Here is a 16,121-nt window from a genome sequence, read left to right as displayed (position 1 = left end):
CATGAGTGATGCAGAACAACCCGACGACGGGACAGCGCCGATCGAATCGACAGACGACCGCGGCGAGTACGAACCGACCGAGGTCTTCCCGCGTAGCGAGGAGATGGATCTACGCTCCGGGGCAGACAACTGCACGAAAGTCGGCGCCTGCGACGCCGAGTGCCCCGTCGCAGAAGTCGACGACGACTTCGCTGGACCACAGTTCCAGGGGCCCGAACAGTGGCGTCTCGCTACGAAAGGCGACACCGAACTCGACGACTCGCTGACGAAGTGTTCCAACTGCCTCCGGTGTGACACTGGCTGTCCGTCGGGCGTCCCGCTGGGACAGATGCACAACACCGCCCGCGGCAAGTACGTCCAGGAAGACCAGTCCCTCTCGATCAAGAAGATCCGCAACCGCATCCTCGCCAACTACCGAACCTCGGCCTGGCTGGCCTCGAAACTACCCAGAACGTCGAACTTCATGATGAACTTCGGCCCCGTCCGCTGGGTGATGGAGAAAGCCCTGAAGATTCCGAGCGAGCGGGAGTTTCCCGCCTTTGCGACCGAGACCTTCAGAGAGTGGTGGGACAAGCGAGGCGGCCCAACGGTTCACAACGAAGACAAGCGGGTGGCGTACTTCCACGGCTGTTACTCGAATTACAACACCACCCAGGTCGCAAAGGCAATGGTCCGGACCTACGAGTCTCTGGGCTACGAGATCACCGTCCCGAAACAGAAGTGTTCGGGGACGCCGATGTTCGCCAATGGCCGACTGGACGACGCCCGACGCCACGCGAAAGTCAACGTCGAGCACCTCGGGAACGCGATCGAGGAGGGCTACGACATCGTCTGTACGTGTTCGTCGTGTTCGCTAGCGCTCCGGCAGGAGTACCCAGAACTGTTCGATCTGGACGGCATTCACGAAGTGGCTGCCCACACCTACGACGCCCTGGAGTACCTCCGCATCCACGAAGATCTCGATTCGAAACTCGAAGACGCGAGCGTCGAGGGCTTCCCGGACGTCGCCTACCACGCCCCCTGTCACTCACGTAACCAGGGCCTGGCTCGACAAGCACTGGAGTTGTTCGAGTCGGTCGATGGCATCGAGGTGACCGACGTCGGCGACTCCTGTTCGGGGATCTCGGGCACCTATGGCTGGAAGAGCGAAAAGTACGAGACGTCGATGGAGATCGGCGAGGAAATGTTCGAACACATGGAGGACGCCGACGCCGAACACGGCATGACCGAGTGTCCGACCTGTGCGATGCAGATGGAACACGGGACCGGCTACGACATCAAACACCCGATCGAAGTGCTCGATGCGGCCCTCCAGTGAGCAAATCGAACACTGACGGTCTGGCCGAGCGGGCCACACCGCAGTAGAATCGACGGGAAACCCGCCGCTTACTCGCCTTTGACGAACGTGACCGGACAGGACGCATCGAGCATGATGTCCTGAGCGACGCTGCCAAACACTGCTTTCCCACTGGGCGAGCGTTTGCTTCCGCCGACGACGATCCGATCGGCCCCGATCTCGGCCGCGTGGTCGACAATCTCGGTCGCGTGATCGCCCTTTCGGCCGCGGATATCGTACTCGATGCCCGCCGAGTCGAGGACGTTTGTCAGTTCTTTTATCGTTCCGTGGCGACGGGCGACCTCGGAGGGGTCGGCCGTCGCTTGCTCATCGAAGTCGAGCCGATCGACCACGTCGTCGAACTCACTCGGCGTGAACACGTGAACGAGGTCGACGGTCGCATCACTCGGCCCGGCGACTTCGACGACGGCTTCGGCGAGTTCATCGGCACGATCGCTATCTTTCGGCCCGACGGCCAGTAGAACGGTTTCGAGCGTCATGGCTATAGATACGAGCCGGATGATAAGAAACTACGTGTTCTCGTGACAACCCACCCAGAACGAGTACCGAGACAGGACTACCCGGTGTTCTTCATGCCGGCAGCGATACCGTGGACGGTCAAACGTAGCGTACGGCGCTCGGTCTCAGTTAAGTGCGACTGGGCGAGCAAACGGATCTGAAGGAGATTCAGCGGGTCGACATAGGGATTACGGCGCTCGAGGTTCTCTTGGAGCCAACTTCGGTTGAGCAGCGTTTGCTGGCCGGAGATCTCCTGAATGAGTGAGACTGACTCCTCGTATTCCTGGCGGATACGGGGGAAGATGCGCTCACGGATATCGTCGTCAGCCAGGTTGGCGTACTCGGTCGCAATCTCCATGTCGGACTTGGCCAAGGCCATCCCGGCGTGGTCGATGATCGTCCCGAAGTACGGCCACTCCTCGTACATTTGCTGGAGCGTCTCCATGTCGCCGCCGTCGTCGAGGTATCCCTGGATGCCCGTGGCAACGGAGTACCAGCCGGGAACGATACAGCGAGCCTGCGTCCAGGAGAACACCCACGGGATGGCCCGGAGGTCTTCGACTGAACGATCTTCGCTCCGGGAGGCCGGCCGCGATCCCATGTTGAGGTTTTCGATGACCGTGATCGGGGTCGCCTGCTCGAAGTACTCGACGAAGCCGTCGGTCTCTAAGAGATCGCGATACTCCGTGCTAGCGTAGTCAGCTGCCGTCTGGAAGGCGTCGATCCATTCGTCCGGAATGTCCTCGACAGGGTTCTCCATGGCGTTGTGTCGGGCCAGGATCTGGGCGTTGAGCATCTGTTCGAGGTTGCGTTCGGCGACCTCCGGATTCCCGTACTTCTCGGCGATGGCCTCGCCCTGCTCGGTGAACTTGATCTGGCCGTTGACTGTCTCGTTGGGCAACGCGAGCATCGCTTCGTGCATCGGCACGCCGCCACGAGAGATCGAACCGCCACGACCGTGGAACAACCGCAGGTCGACGTCGAAATCGTCACAGATGTCTGCCATCCGCTTTTGGTTACGGTACAGCTCCCAGTTGGCAGCCAGGTAGCCGTTCTCCTTCGAGGAATCTGAGTACCCCAGCAGAATCTCCTGAATGTTGTCCCGAGCGTCGAGGGCCTGGCTGTAGGCCTCGTTCTCGAAGAGCGTGCTCAGCATCTCCCGGACTCGCGTCAGCGCGTACTCGCTTTCGAACAGCGGCACGATATCGAACCCACAGTACCCTGGCAGGTCGACGATGCCGGCCTGATCGCCCAGGAAGAGGACTTCGAGGGCGTGAGAGGCTTCTTCGAACCAGCTGATCGCGTAGGTATCGATCGCGTCGACGCCGTATTCCCGCTGCCAGTCGGCCGCCTCGGAGAACAGCGTCAGGACTTTTTCAGACTCCTCGGAGAGGCCGTCGGTGTCTTCGATGTCGATAACCTGATCGTCCTGCAAAATTGCCTCAGTTAGGAACTCGACACGCTCGTCTTCGTCCATCGACTCGTAGTCGATTCCCTCCCGATCGAGGGTCTCACTCAGCGCGTTCGTGTGTTTCCCGCGGTGATCACGCAGGTCGAGACTCGCAAGCGTGAACCCGAAGGTCTCGACCTTCCGGATCAGCGGCTCGACGTGCGCCTCGACGATATCCTCGGCGTTGTTTGCCCGAAGGCTCTCGGCGATGAGTTCTAGATCGCGGATGAGTTGGCCATCGGCGTCGTACTCGCCGGACCGAACGTCATCGACCCGAAGCACACTCTCGCGCATGAGCTTCAGTTTCTGGCGGTAGGGCTCGTCCGGGTAGCGCTCGTCGATCTCGTCGGCGACGCCCGGGAGGTGTTCTTTGTGGGTCTCCAGACTCTCCTCGAAGGCTTCGCTCATCTCCAGGTTCTCGACGTCCTGGCTCAACACACCGGAGAGGCTTTTGAGGTCGTCCCGATACAGATCGAGTACGACGCTGCGCTGGCGGTCGAGCGTCTCCTTCGTGACCTCGGGCGTGACGAATGGGTTCCCGTCACGGTCACTGCCGGCCCACGACCGGAACTCGTACAGTTTTGGCACGTCGACCTCGCCGTCGTAGGTTTCTGCCAAAGCATGTTCGAGTTCGTCGTAGACCTCACTGATGACGTCGAAGAGGCTGTTTTCGAGATACCACTGAATGTTCAGCGTCTCGTCAGTGACGTCGGGACGTCGATCACGAACCTGGGGCGTCTGCCAGAGACTCGTCACTTCGGCGCTGAGTTCCCGTTTGATCCGTCGCTGTTCCCGCTCCGTGAAACTGATCTCGTCCAAGTCCTGGATGATCTTCCCGACCGACCAGAGCTTGGCTTTGATCGTCTTACGACGCGCTTCGGTCGGATGGGCGGTGAACGTCGGCTCGATGATGACGTCGTCGAGAATTTCCTCGACAGTGTCGGGATCGACGTCCTCGGCCGCCAACTGTTCGACAGCTTTCCCGACCGTATCCGAGAGCTCGCCGTTCTGGACGCCCTCTCTGACCTCGCGGACGCGTTCGCGCTCCTCGGCCAAGTTGACCAGTTCGAAGTAAGTCGTGAACGCTCGGGCGACGACATCTTGCATCTCCGGAGACAACCGATCGAGTTCGTCGTGGATTGGCTCACGGGACTCAGCCTCCCCACGCCGGTACCCGATGGCGTTGTTCCGGATCGTCTCGACGACATCGAATGCGTCACTCGAGCTTTGACTTTCGATGACAGTTCCCAGAAGTTCCCCCAGTTCACGGACGTCCTGGTTGAGGTCTCTGGCGTGCAAAGTCATACCACCCCGTGATAGTCCGAGCGGTATAACACTAGCGGAATTGGAAGAATGTAAGATAGGGCCTGATTAATGATTCGTGAAGCCCCTTTCTTGCGATTTGACTACCAGATTTACCACGATCTATGAGGTTCATATATAGAAAAATATATTTGTCGTCCGAATATTCATGCCGCCACGCTGGTGGTAAGGAGTGATCTGAGACAGGGAGGTACCGACGCCGTAGCCACACGGCATACCCCCTATATCGCGGGATCGACGATTGGCAAAGGCCAGTACGGCGATTGTCGTGAAAATATCGCAAAACCCACAGAGGGCGGCAGGAATGCAGATATTTACTGTAATGATTGTTCGTTTGAAAACCCCCGACTTCGTTACATTCGTTGCGATAAAATCGTGAAAAACCAATTCTCGCCCCCTTAAACACCCCGAATTATGGGGGTAGGGTTTAGTTATTGTTTGTTACATACTACAGAAGTAGGTGGACTCTCTGATGACCGATGACGCAATTGGACGCGACAAAGGGGGTCAGCCAGGAGCCCACCGCGAACTGAATGCGCACTTAGGTGATTACGATGGATGAAATACGGATTCACGGACGTGGCGGCCAGGGTTCGGTAACGCTGGCGCAACTGTTGGCACAGGCAGCTCACGAAGAGGGGACGTGGGCACAGGCGTTCCCGGCGTTCGGTGTCGAACGCCGAGGGGCACCCGTCGAGGCGTTCACTCGCTTCGACGAAGAAAAGATCACGGACCGGAGTCAGGTCGACGAGCCGGACTACGTGATCGTCCAGGACACGAGTCTGCTGGAGTACGTCGACGTCACCGAGGGGCTCGCGGATGGCGGTCTGGTGTTGATCAACACCAGCGACGACCCCGAGGACGTCGACATCGAGACTGACGCCGAGGTCGTGACGGTCGACGCGACGGAGATCGCCTTAGAGCACCTCGGCAAGCCGATCATGAACACCGCGCTGCTTGGCGCGTTCGCCGGAGCGACCGGCCTGCTGTCCCAGGATAGTCTCGAAGCAGTCATTACGCGGAAATTCGGCGGCGAGATCGGCGAGCAGAACGTCGCCGCGACCAACGACGCCTTCACGGAGGTATCAGCATGAGCCAATCAGACGACCCATACGAGAACCTCACGATCACGACCGGTGCCGTCGTCGAACCGAACACCTCCCGAGTGAACAAGACGGGCTCGTGGCGGCAGTTCAAGCCCGTCATCGATGTCGACGCCTGTATCGCCTGCGGACAGTGTGATACGTACTGTCCCGACCAGGCGGCAAAGCCGGTCGAAGGCGAGGACTACTACGGATTCGACCTCGATTACTGCAAGGGCTGTGGGATCTGTGAGGAAGTCTGCCCGACTGACGCCATCGAGATGGTTCGGGAGGTGAAGTGAGATGGCCAAAGCAGAACAGAACCCCTCTGACGAGCAGGAGGTCATGAAGGGTACCTCGGCCGTGGCGAAAGGTGTCATGGCCGCAGACCCCGACGTCGTCTCGGCGTACCCGATCACGCCCCAGACAGGGGTCGTCGAGAAGCTCTCGGAACTGGTTGCCGACGGCCAACTCGACAGCGAGTTCATCAAGGTCGACAGCGAATTCAACGCCGCTTCGACGTGTATTGGCGCGTCGGCCGCTGGCGCACGAGCCTTCTCGGCGACGTCCAGCCAGGGCCTGAAGCTGATGAGCGAACCGCTGTTTACGGCGGCTGGCATGCGCCTGCCGATCGTGATGGCGGTCGCCAACCGGTCGCTGTCGGCCCCGCTGTCGATCTGGGCCGACCACACCGACGCCTTCGCCGAGCGGGACGGCGGCATGCTGCAGTTCCACGCCGAGGACGTCCAGGAAGCCATCGACCACGTGCTGATGGGCTTTCGGGTCGCCGAGCAGGTCAACCTGCCCGTCCTCTCGAACTTCGACGGGTTCATCCTGACCCACGTTCAGGAACCCGCGGACATCCCCAGCGAAGAGGAGGTCAGCGAGTTCCTGCCCCCGCGTGACCCCGAGTTCACCCTCGACCCGTCGGATCCGAAGACGATGGGTGCTTTCGCCCGGCCCGAACACTGGACGGAAACACGGTACGCGATCCAGGAAGCGATGATGGAGTCGAAAGACGTCTGGGCCCAGACCGTCCAGGAGTTCAAGGAAGTCTTTGGCCGGGACTACACCGAGTACAACGGGATGCTCGACACCTACCACGGCGATGCTGATTACCTGCTCGTGGCGCTGGGCTCGATCTGCGGGACGATCCGCGGTGTCATCGACGAGTACCGCGCCGAGGGTGTCGACGTCGGCCTCGTCCGACCACGCGTCCACCGGCCGTTCCCAACCGAAGAGCTTCGAGAAGCCTTGGGCGACGCCGAGGCCGTCGGCGTCCTGACCAAGGAGATGTCGCCCGGCTACGAGAGTGCGCTGGCCGGCGAGATCAAGGGCACGCTGTATCACGCCGAGAACCAGCCCCCGATCAAGAGCTTCGTCATCGGCATGGCTGGCCGAGACGTCAACGCCCCGGAGATCGGGACGATGATCGAGGAGACCATGGAAGCATCGGCCCCGATGACCTTCGAAGAGCAGGAATCGTGGCCCCAGCTGCGTGAGGAAATCCTCAACGGAGGCGATCAGTAATGAGTTCAGACCTGCAAGATCAGGACTTCACCGACGAGGTGGAACACGGCGAAGAACTGTGGAACCCGGGCCATCGCGCCTGTGCCGGGTGTGGTCCCGCCCTGGCGATGAAATACATCACCGAGGCGGCCGGACCGAATACGATCGTCACGAACGCCACGGGGTGTATGGAGGTCGTCTCGACGCCGTTCCCCGAGAGTTCCTGGGGGACGAGCTACATCCACAACATCTTCGAAAACGCTGCCTCGGTGGCCGCCGGCGTCGAGGCCGCCTACCAGTCGTTCGACCGCCGGGATCCCGATCACCTCGATGTCAGCGACGAGGACGACCTCAACATCATCGCGATCGGTGGCGACGGTGCCACGGCCGACATTGGCTTCCGTGCCCTGTCTGGCATGATGGAACGTGGGCACGACGTCACCTACATCATGTACGACAACGAGGCGTACATGAACACGGGCGTCCAGCGCTCCAGTCAGACGCCACTGGGCGCGTCGACGACGACCTCGCCGGCGGGGACAGAGAGCATCGGGAACGACACCAACAAGAAGGACATGGCTTCGATCGCGGCCGACCACGGCGTCGAGTACGTCGCGACGGCCTCGATTTCGAACCCCCACGACTTCAAGCAGAAAGTCGAGAAGGCCCTCGAGATCGACGGGCCGAAGTTCCTGCACGTCTACTCGCCGTGTCCGGTCGGGTGGAGCTACGAGTCCTCGAAGACGGTCGAACTCGCCGAGCTAGCCGTCGAAACGGGGCTGTTCCCGGTCTTCGAGATGGAGAACGGCGAGATCACTAACGTCAACAAGATCAGCGACCGCAAGCCCGTCCGGGAGTGGCTCGAAACCCAGGGTCGCTTCAAGCACCTCTTCGAAGGCGAAGAGGGAGAGGAAACGATCGAAGCACTGCAAGAGTGGATCGACGGTCGGGCCGAAGACCTCGGTCTCGACGCCTGAGCTGACCCCCAATCAGTCGCGTCTATTTTCCTTTTTGTCGTCTCCGGAGAGCGTCCCGACCCACTCGTGTATCGCGCTGGCCACCACGGCTCCACCGGCACGGACGGGCGCCTGCCACTATCAGTATGTGAAACGGTGGTAGAAGAATATATATGCATCATCTTTTAAGATACGTGTATGGTTGATGCTCACACGCGGAAGCTTCGTGCTGTGGTTTCATTCCAGCTCCTGCACGTGATTTGGCAGGCTGTACTTCCCGTGGTTGCCCCGCCGTCACTGTACCCAATCCTGGCCGGTGGTGGGTTCGTCCTCGCGAGTATGGTACTCGGCTATGCGTTTCTCGACCAGCGGCGACGGATCGAATCGCTCTCGAAGACACGCGAGACGTTACGCTCGCGAGTAACAGAACTCGAAGACGAGCGGACGAGCCTCGAAGAGCAACTCGCCGATGCCCGGACGGAACTCGAAGCGCTTCGTTCGAGAGGCGAGCGGGGACCCCAGTCTGGAGTCACGGCGCTGACCCCGGATGGTGGCGTCGCCGCCACGAGCGTCGACTCCATCGAGGATATCGACGAGTACCTATCCCAGAGTGCAACAACGGCCAAAGCGGCCAGCGATGGAGATCTCACGGTTCGGCTCGACGCCGAGACGCCTTCGGAGGCACTCAACGAACTCGCAACCGAGTTCAACGCGATGGCGGCCGCCTTCGAGCAAACGATCGAAACAGCGGGGGACTTCAGTGGTGATGTCTCGGGATCGAGCGAACAGGTGACGACGGCGACAGAGGCCGTCCGGGAGGCCAGCGAAAGCATGGCCGACAGCGTCCAGCAACTCGCCGACGCTTTCCACGAGCAGCACGGACAGATCAACCAGATCTCCGACGAGATGAGCGAGATGTCCGCGACGATCGAAGAGATTGCGGCCTCATCAGACGAAGTCGCCGAGAAGGCAGACCAGACCGAACAGCGAACCGTCGAAGGAATCGAGGCCGCCCGCGACGTCAGCGATGCGATGGACGAGGTCGACGAGCAGACCGAATCCGTCGTCGGGACCGTCGAGACGCTCGACGATCAGATGGGTGAAGTCGGACAGATCGTCGACTTGATCGACGATATCGCCGAACAGACGAACATCCTTGCGCTGAACGCCTCGATCGAGGCCGCCCACGCATCGAGCGGCGATAACAACGGATTCACGGTCGTTGCCGACGAGGTCAAGAGCCTCGCCGAAGAGACCAAAGACGCGACCAACGAGATCGAAGATCTCATCAACGACATCCAGGCCCAGACCACCCAGGCAGTCGAGGAAATCCAGACGATGCGTGAGACGGTCGGGGAGGGCCAAGAGACGATGGACGAGGGCCTCCAAGCGCTAGAATCGATTCTCGACTACGTCCAAGACACCTCCAGCGGGGTCAAAGAGATTTCGAGTGCCACTGACGATCAGGCAGCCTCCTCCGAAGAAGTCGCCAGTATCGCCGACAGTGCGGCCGAAGTCAGTCGCGAGAACATGCAGGAAGCCGAGAACGTCGCTGCCATCGCCCAAGAGCAGACCCTCGCCCTCGGCGAGATGTACGTCAACGCAAAGATGCTGACCATGCGAGCCCAGCAGCTCTCGGCGCTGTTCGAGCGCTACACCACCGAGTAACGACGGGCTTCCCGGGAGGATCGCTTCTTTGTCTTGGTCGGAATCACTCATCACCGGCTAGCTGCTAATAGAGTTGCAGTAATATGTGCGGAGTGTTCACACGCCAGGGGCGTGGATACCTATCGCCATCGTCACTCGGTCGGCGACGATTCAGGGGCAGTGTCTTCGACGTCGCTCGGCGTAGGGCCAGCGGTATCGGGAGACTGTGCGTCCGCCGGGAGAGTCTCCTCGGCCGCTAAGCGTTCGGCTGCGCTGGCCATCGCCTGGGCAGTCTGGTCGACGTCATCGAGCACGTCTGTGGCGTGCAGTTCCATTTCGCCACGAGCACGGATCGTCCCTTCGACGGTGGCATTCTCGTGAAGTTCGACGTTCTCGGCTGCAATGTCTCCCCAGATGTGGACACCAGGGCCGATCCGGACCGTCCCGCTGCGGGTCGTGACGTCACCTTTGATTTCGGTTGCCCGACCAACGGTCACGTCCTCGCGCGCCCGGAGGCTGCCAAAGACGGTCGTGTCCCGGCCGACCGTGAGCGACTCAGCGCGGAGATTGCCGTGCAATCGACAGTCGTCACCGATCAAGGCGGGTGCCGAAACCCGCCAGGCGTCGTCGCTGACGTGGGCGTTTCGCGGAACGATCAGCGGGTCGTGTTCGGAGTCGGAACCGACGACTGATTCGAGGGTCTCTTGGGCAGCCTCCTGTTCACCCATCCGGAGCAAATGCGAGAGGTAGACAAACAGGAAGACGATCGTCGGCATCGGGTTCCGGATGACGATCCAGCCGTTTGCCTCGAAGCCGTCTTCGATCTCGACGTCGTCGCCGATATCCAGATCACCGGCAACTTTCAACTCGCCACCGATATGCACCCGCTCGCCGAGATAGGCGTCCCCACCGACCAGGACATCTGCCTCGACGTCAGACCACACGTCGAGTCGGCAGTCACTTGCGGCCTCGATGTGGCCGCCAAACCGGACACGCTCGCCAGCGACGACCGTCTCGCCGCGAACGCCGAACTCGACCGTACTCTGGCCGCCGACGATCACGTCGCCGTCGGTGACGAGATCGTGCTCCTCGACGGTCGTCCCGTCGGGGATCGCGAGTTCTTCGAGCGGCGTCGATCGAAGCACACATCTAGAAGAGAAATCAGGCATCTTAAACCCCAAGCCCGCGTCTGACGGTCGTCTGACGGAGACAACGAGAGTCGAGGGGTACTCCGCGATGCTTTTATCCACGAACACGTAGAGTCGACCATGACCGCCCTGTCTTTCGACGAGCACGGCGTCGACGTCGTCTACGAGGGGACCGACTTTCGTCTAGAGAAAGCCCTGATCGAAGACGCCGTCGGCAAAGCCTACCCTGACGTGACCGACCACGAAGTGTTGCAACTCGTCGATCCGGAACCGGCACTTTCGGGTGAGCCACAGCGTATCGCCGAGATTATCGACTAACGGAGATGAGAGAATCTGCGCCCATCACGGACCAAACCACTAAGTAGCAGTTGCGAGTGATTTACGACGAAGAGATGCCGTTGCTCATCGATATCAGGAAGCTGCGAGTGATCAACCAACTGATCAAAGCGGGGGCAGAAAATGCGGCGACATCCCTCGGTTCGCTGGCAGGTGTCGACGCCACCGTCGAGATCAAGAGCCTCTCGTTCGTCGAGCCACCGGACATCGGCGCCCAAATCGGCACTGAAACCGTCTACAGCGCCAGTATTCGGCTCAAAGAGCCACCTTACGGCATCTTCCTGATGACCTTCTACGAGGAGACGGCTGCCGAAATGGCCACGTTGCTGACTGGGACAACCGTCGACGGCGAGTTCAACCAGTTACAACAGAGTGCTCTCCAAGAAGTCTGTAACATCCTCACCTCCGGGTTCGTCGACGGGATCGCAAACACCCTCGGGACGACCATCGACATGAGTACGCCGACACTGAAGCAGGCCTGTGGTGACGAACTCGCCGATGAGATGCTCTCTCACGTTCGCGTCGATTCGGTCTCGATCGTCCTCGACAGTATCGTCGACGTCACTGACCAGGCCGAGGAGTTCAAGATCCGCCTCTTCTTGATTCCCGACCCCGGCGCATTCGTCAATCTACTCGATCACCTCTCGGTCGGTGAGATCGACGACGACGATACGGAAGCCGATCCAGTGTTTTGAAAGGTCGCCACCCCCGATTCGTGCCTATGGCACTGACAGACGCGCTGGTCGCCGGATTACACGTCACGTTCGCTGGACTGTGGACGGGGAGCGTGCTGTTCGTCACGTTCGCCGTCGTGCCAACCGCACTGGACGGTCGAATCGATAGCCAACCACTCTCGGCGATCACCGATCGGTTCAAACTGATTACGCGAGCGAGCGTGCTCGTGACGTTGCTGACTGGTGCCCACCAGGCCACAACGGGCTACACTGTCGACAGTCTGCTGTCCTCGCCTCGCGGGCACCTGGTCGTGACAATGGTCGTGCTCTGGCTGGTACTCGCTGGCCTCTCTGAGGTCGGTGCAGCAAAGTTGACCAACGGAACCCAACAACGGAAAGTCCGGACGCCGGCCACACAGGCACGCCCGTTCTTCCTCGCCGCCTCGCTCGTCGCTATCCTCCTCTTGCTCGATGCCGGCGCACTGGGCGCGCCGTGGTGACCGAGACGGAGACAAGAGACGACCGATCACAGCAGACGGGGCCACACGAAGAGCGGCCCTCGCTCTCAGATGTCTTCTGTCGGGGCCGCCGGTGCGTTGCGTTTGACCCCGTCGATAGCGTTCCAGGCTCCCGAGCGGTCGGCATATCCTTCGCCACTGTCGGCGATGATGTTCCCGTTACGGTGGCGAAGCCGCCAGCGCCACTCACCGCCCGCATCCTCGTAGACTTCGAACGCGGCGGGCGTCACGTCAAGGACATCCGCATCCGGCGCGTAGTTCTCGACGCGCTCGACGGCATCCGCGGCCTCACTGCGCTCGGTGTAGCCCTCGCCGCTGTCGGCGACGATCCGGTCGTTTGTCGATGAGAGTCGCCAGCGATACTCGGCGGCGTTGTCCTCGTAAATCTCGAAGTCGAGGCTGTCGAGATCTTCCTGGATGCGATCGACCGCACGGCGGGCGTCGTGGTATCGCGAGTAGCCCTCGCCACCGTCGGCGAGGATGTTGCCGTTGCGATGAACCAGTCGCCAGCGATATTCGCCGGCGTTGTCCTGGTAGATCTCGAAGGCAGTCGGATCGAACCGGAGATACTGGGCCGGCCCGACGTACTCCCTAACGCTGTCGATTGCCCGGGCAAGGTTTGCCCGTGAGTCATACCCCTCACCGCCGTCGGCCAGGATGTGTCCGTTGTCGTGTCGAAGCCGCCAGCGATATTCGGAGGCGTTGTCCTCGTATGCCTCGAAAGTGGCCTGACTTTCGCGGTCTTCGGGCGGCTCGAAGGGGTCGTCTTCGGCCGGGAGTTGTGCTTCCTCTTCGATGAGCGTGACAGTCGCTCCGAGTGCGTCCCGACGGATACTGGCGAGACCATTCTGGGCGTTATGCTTTTGTGTGTACCCCTCGCCCGAGGTTGCGGTAATGTTGCCGTTACAGTGGCGAAGCCGCCAGCGCCACTCACCGCCGGCGTCCTCGTAGAGTTCGAACCGGGCCTGACTCTCACGAAGCGTTCGGAGTTGTGCAGCCAGGTCCGCCTCGTCGGCTGAGGTGGCCGAAAGCTCGGCCCGGAGTGTCTCCAGTTCGCGAGCGAGGTCTTCCTCGTCAGCTTCGGCATCCGCAATGTGACCACGCAAGTCGTCGATGACTGATGCCAGATCGGACTCGTCGGCAATCGTGTCGTCGAGTTGATCCTGGAGTTTCGAGACATCTTCCTCCGCGCGAGTGGTGAGCAACGGCGCGAAGACGCCACCGACCGTCATCAAGAGCAAGCCCAGTGCATAGACGACGATGATCGGACTCGACTGTGGTCGCCAGTTGTCCGGATACGCGACGAGAAACCAAATAATTCCCCCAACAGTCACCAAAACACCGGCAAGCACCAGCAGGGAGCTGTACTCTCGCAGCGGCAGCCGGACGATCGATCCGGCGAGCAACAGTGACAGCCCCAGTGCGGCGATGACGATTGCCCAACCCCGGATCGAGCTGGCTGGTTCGCTCGGGATCAACAGCAGGATGCCGAGAACGCCGAGCAATGCCCCGAGAACGAATATCCAATAGCCCATCACTTCGTCTTCGGTGGCTGGGTCACCGATCCGCTCGCGATACCACGTGACGAGCAGCTCGTTGCTCGATGAATCAGTTGCCATAGTATGTTCGTTCACTCATACAGACAGACAATACTTATAGATTGGTGCAGAACCATTATTAATACCGATTCGGGGCGACGATCACAGCCGAAGAGGAACTTCTCGATAGACACGCCCAGTGCACGGACGAGGTGCGCCGAGTCAGATCGCAACGCAGGTGGGGCACTGAGCGAGTTGAGGGTCCACGAACGGCGTCAGGTGGCTTCGAAGAGGTCAGTCGAGAGATACCGCTCGCCGGTGTCCGGGAGGACCGTCGCGACGACTGCGTCGTCGGGATAGTCCTCGGCGACGTGTTTCGCTGCGTAGGCAGCGGCCCCGGCGGAGATACCGACGGCAAGCCCTTCCGCACTGGCGAGGCGGCGTGCCTCGGCGAGCGAATCCTCGCGTTCGACAGTCACGACTTCATCGAGAAGGTCGGTCCGGAGAATTTCGGGGACGAATCCGGCCCCGATGCCCTGGATCCCGTGACTCCCCGGCTCGCCACCGGAGAGGACGGCCGAATCAGCGGGCTCGACCCCGACGATGTCTACGTCGGCCTCGACATCTTCGGTGAGGTACTCGGCGACGCCCGTAATCGTCCCACCAGTGCCGATTCCGGCCACGAAGGCGTCGAGTTCGCCATCGGTATCCGCCCACAGTTCCGGTCCCGTCGTCTCGCGGTGAGCGCCCGGATTGGCCGGGTTCTGGAACTGCTGGGGAATGAAGGTGTCGTCGTATTCCGCAGCGAGTTCCTCGGCCCGTTCGATAGCACCGTTCATGCCACCGTCGGCGTCGGTCAGTTCGAGATCCGCTCCGAGACCAGCCAGCAGTTGCCGACGCTCCTCGCTCATCGATTCAGGCATGGCGAGGACGAGATCGTACCCCTTGGCCGCACAGACGCTGGCAAGCCCGATCCCGGTATTGCCGCTGGTGGGCTCGATGATAACGGTATCGTCGGTAACCTCACCGGCTTCCTCGGCGGCTTCAATCATCGCTCGACCGATCCGATCTTTGATCGAATACGGATTGAACGATTCGACCTTTGCGAGGACCGTCGTTCCCGTCCCGTCGTCGAGTCTCAGTAACGGCGTCTCGCCGATCAGTGCAGTGATATCGTCTACGACGTCCATCGTAGTCGTTAGTTTTGCAGATCAATATTTAAGGCCGTCCGAAACTCCCAGCAAACGGGAATACTAGTCGGGAATGTGCGTATCGAGAGACCTGCCGTGACCGATCTACTCACCGCCGACAGTCACAGTTCGGCGACTAATTCGTCCATCAACTTCGACTGGGCAGCTGCGAGGTGTTCGGTGAACGTCGAAGAGTCGATGCCCAGTTCGTCGGCAACGTCCGTCGCGTTTGCCTCGCGTGGGTACGAGAAATAGCCCATCCGATAGGCCGTTTCGAGGACCTCTTGCTGGCGGTCGGTCAGCCGGTTGCGGTTGATCGGAACGACATCAGCACTCCCCTCCTCGTCGCTCTCGACTTGCAGGAGGTAGCGGATTCGTACTGAGCCGTACCGCTCACGAAGGTCTGTAACGAGGTCTCGCAGGTCTTGGATCGCCGTAAGATGCAACGAGAGCACGAGCGAGCCATCCTGGGCGCGGATCTCGGAAATCGGATGGCTGCTCTCTTCGACGAATTCACAGACACAATCGAGCGGTTCGTGGCGGAACCGATAGACACTGGCCGACCGATACTCGAACAGTTGCGAGAGCCGATCGTCAGCCAGTGCCGTCTCACCGCTCGCAGTGAATTCTTCGGTAATCGCGTCCCCGTCCTGGCCCGCCCGTGAGACCGATGTAAGTGGACCCTCCGCTCGCTCGGAAAACTCGGCGACCGGACAGGTCTCCGGTGAGAGAACTTCGACTTCGGCGCGCATTCCCGGCATCAGTACGTACAACTCTGGCCGGACAGGGCATAACCGAACGGGCCATTCCCATCGACTGAAAACGGTATCATGGACCCCTAAAGGGGCAATATCGACCGATTGTTCTGTTTCGGCCCCTCGGTGTCGGGCGGTCG

Annotated in this window: 15 protein-coding genes; 9 read left to right on the top strand and 6 right to left on the bottom strand. The window is 60.7% G+C overall.

Annotation, left to right across the window (positions count from 1 at the left end; translation table 11 throughout):
• The first annotated feature begins 1 nt into the window (after position 1).
• On the top strand, positions 2-1,318 hold the full coding sequence (locus FR699_RS01325; RefSeq protein ID WP_158853519.1) for an anaerobic glycerol-3-phosphate dehydrogenase subunit C: 1,317 nt from the start codon (positions 2-4) through the stop codon (positions 1,316-1,318).
• Between the two features lie 68 nt (positions 1,319-1,386).
• Here FR699_RS01325 and FR699_RS01320 read toward each other — a convergent pair whose 3' ends face one another.
• Complete coding sequence (locus tag FR699_RS01320; RefSeq protein ID WP_154552146.1) at positions 1,387-1,836, bottom strand: universal stress protein; 450 nt, start codon at positions 1,834-1,836, stop codon at positions 1,387-1,389.
• A gap of 77 nt (positions 1,837-1,913) precedes the next feature.
• Entirely contained in the window at positions 1,914-4,610 is a 2,697-nt protein-coding gene (gene ppc / locus FR699_RS01315; protein ID WP_154552147.1) for a phosphoenolpyruvate carboxylase, read from the bottom strand.
• Positions 4,611-5,182: 572 nt separating this feature from the next.
• Here ppc and FR699_RS01310 point away from each other — a divergent pair.
• The 5 genes from FR699_RS01310 to FR699_RS01290 all read left to right on the top strand — a co-directional run bounded on the left by FR699_RS01310 (position 5,183) and on the right by FR699_RS01290 (position 9,843).
• Positions 5,183-5,722, top strand: coding sequence for a pyruvate ferredoxin oxidoreductase subunit gamma (locus tag FR699_RS01310; protein ID WP_154552148.1), 540 nt, complete (start codon positions 5,183-5,185; stop codon positions 5,720-5,722).
• Complete coding sequence (locus FR699_RS01305; RefSeq protein ID WP_154552149.1) at positions 5,719-6,012, top strand: 4Fe-4S binding protein; 294 nt, start codon at positions 5,719-5,721, stop codon at positions 6,010-6,012. Before FR699_RS01310 ends, FR699_RS01305 begins: the two co-directional genes overlap by 4 nt.
• Position 6,013: 1 nt before the next feature.
• On the top strand, positions 6,014-7,240 hold the full coding sequence (locus FR699_RS01300) for a pyruvate ferredoxin oxidoreductase (protein WP_154552150.1): 1,227 nt from the start codon (positions 6,014-6,016) through the stop codon (positions 7,238-7,240).
• Positions 7,240-8,196 (top strand): thiamine pyrophosphate-dependent enzyme, encoded by a 957-nt coding sequence (locus tag FR699_RS01295; RefSeq protein WP_154552151.1) that lies wholly within the window; start codon positions 7,240-7,242, stop codon positions 8,194-8,196. The genes FR699_RS01300 and FR699_RS01295 overlap by 1 nt, the downstream gene beginning before the upstream one ends.
• Before the next feature lie 177 nt (positions 8,197-8,373).
• The gene (locus tag FR699_RS01290) at positions 8,374-9,843 is read left to right on the top strand and encodes a methyl-accepting chemotaxis protein (protein WP_154552152.1); all 1,470 of its coding nucleotides are present in this window, start codon (positions 8,374-8,376) and stop codon (positions 9,841-9,843) included.
• A gap of 131 nt (positions 9,844-9,974) precedes the next feature.
• Here FR699_RS01290 and FR699_RS01285 read toward each other — a convergent pair whose 3' ends face one another.
• Positions 9,975-10,991 (bottom strand): polymer-forming cytoskeletal protein, encoded by a 1,017-nt coding sequence (locus FR699_RS01285; RefSeq protein ID WP_154552153.1) that lies wholly within the window; start codon positions 10,989-10,991, stop codon positions 9,975-9,977.
• 99 nt (positions 10,992-11,090) lie between these two features.
• On the opposite strand from FR699_RS01285, the gene FR699_RS01280 reads away from it, so the two are divergent.
• From FR699_RS01280 to FR699_RS01270, 3 genes are read left to right on the top strand one after another with little or no spacing between them, the layout of a single operon-like run.
• Entirely contained in the window at positions 11,091-11,288 is a 198-nt protein-coding gene (locus tag FR699_RS01280; protein ID WP_158853517.1) for a DUF5800 family protein, read from the top strand.
• Positions 11,289-11,344: 56 nt separating this feature from the next.
• Entirely contained in the window at positions 11,345-12,001 is a 657-nt protein-coding gene (locus FR699_RS01275) for a chemotaxis protein CheC (RefSeq protein ID WP_233263353.1), read from the top strand.
• Between the two features lie 26 nt (positions 12,002-12,027).
• Positions 12,028-12,480, top strand: a complete 453-nt coding sequence (locus tag FR699_RS01270) for a CopD family protein (protein WP_154552156.1) — start codon at positions 12,028-12,030, stop codon at positions 12,478-12,480.
• A 65-nt stretch (positions 12,481-12,545) separates the two neighbouring features.
• On the opposite strand, the gene FR699_RS01265 is transcribed toward FR699_RS01270, so the two are convergent.
• The 3 genes from FR699_RS01265 to FR699_RS01255 all read right to left on the bottom strand — a co-directional run bounded on the left by FR699_RS01265 (position 12,546) and on the right by FR699_RS01255 (position 15,987).
• Positions 12,546-14,117, bottom strand: a complete 1,572-nt coding sequence (locus FR699_RS01265) for a DUF1508 domain-containing protein (RefSeq protein WP_158853515.1) — start codon at positions 14,115-14,117, stop codon at positions 12,546-12,548.
• Positions 14,118-14,311: 194 nt separating this feature from the next.
• Complete coding sequence (gene cysK / locus FR699_RS01260; protein ID WP_158853514.1) at positions 14,312-15,226, bottom strand: cysteine synthase A; 915 nt, start codon at positions 15,224-15,226, stop codon at positions 14,312-14,314.
• A 122-nt stretch (positions 15,227-15,348) separates the two neighbouring features.
• A complete protein-coding gene (locus tag FR699_RS01255; RefSeq protein ID WP_154552159.1) occupies positions 15,349-15,987 on the bottom strand; it encodes a helix-turn-helix domain-containing protein in 639 nt (212 codons plus the stop codon).
• Positions 15,988-16,121: the final 134 nt, after the last annotated feature.

Origin of the sequence: Halorhabdus sp. CUG00001 (genome assembly GCF_009797925.1) — an archaeon.
Classification (GTDB): domain Archaea; phylum Halobacteriota; class Halobacteria; order Halobacteriales; family Haloarculaceae; genus Halorhabdus.
The sequence above is the reverse complement of the archived record's forward strand: the minus strand, read 5'-3'. Positions and strand labels throughout refer to the sequence as shown.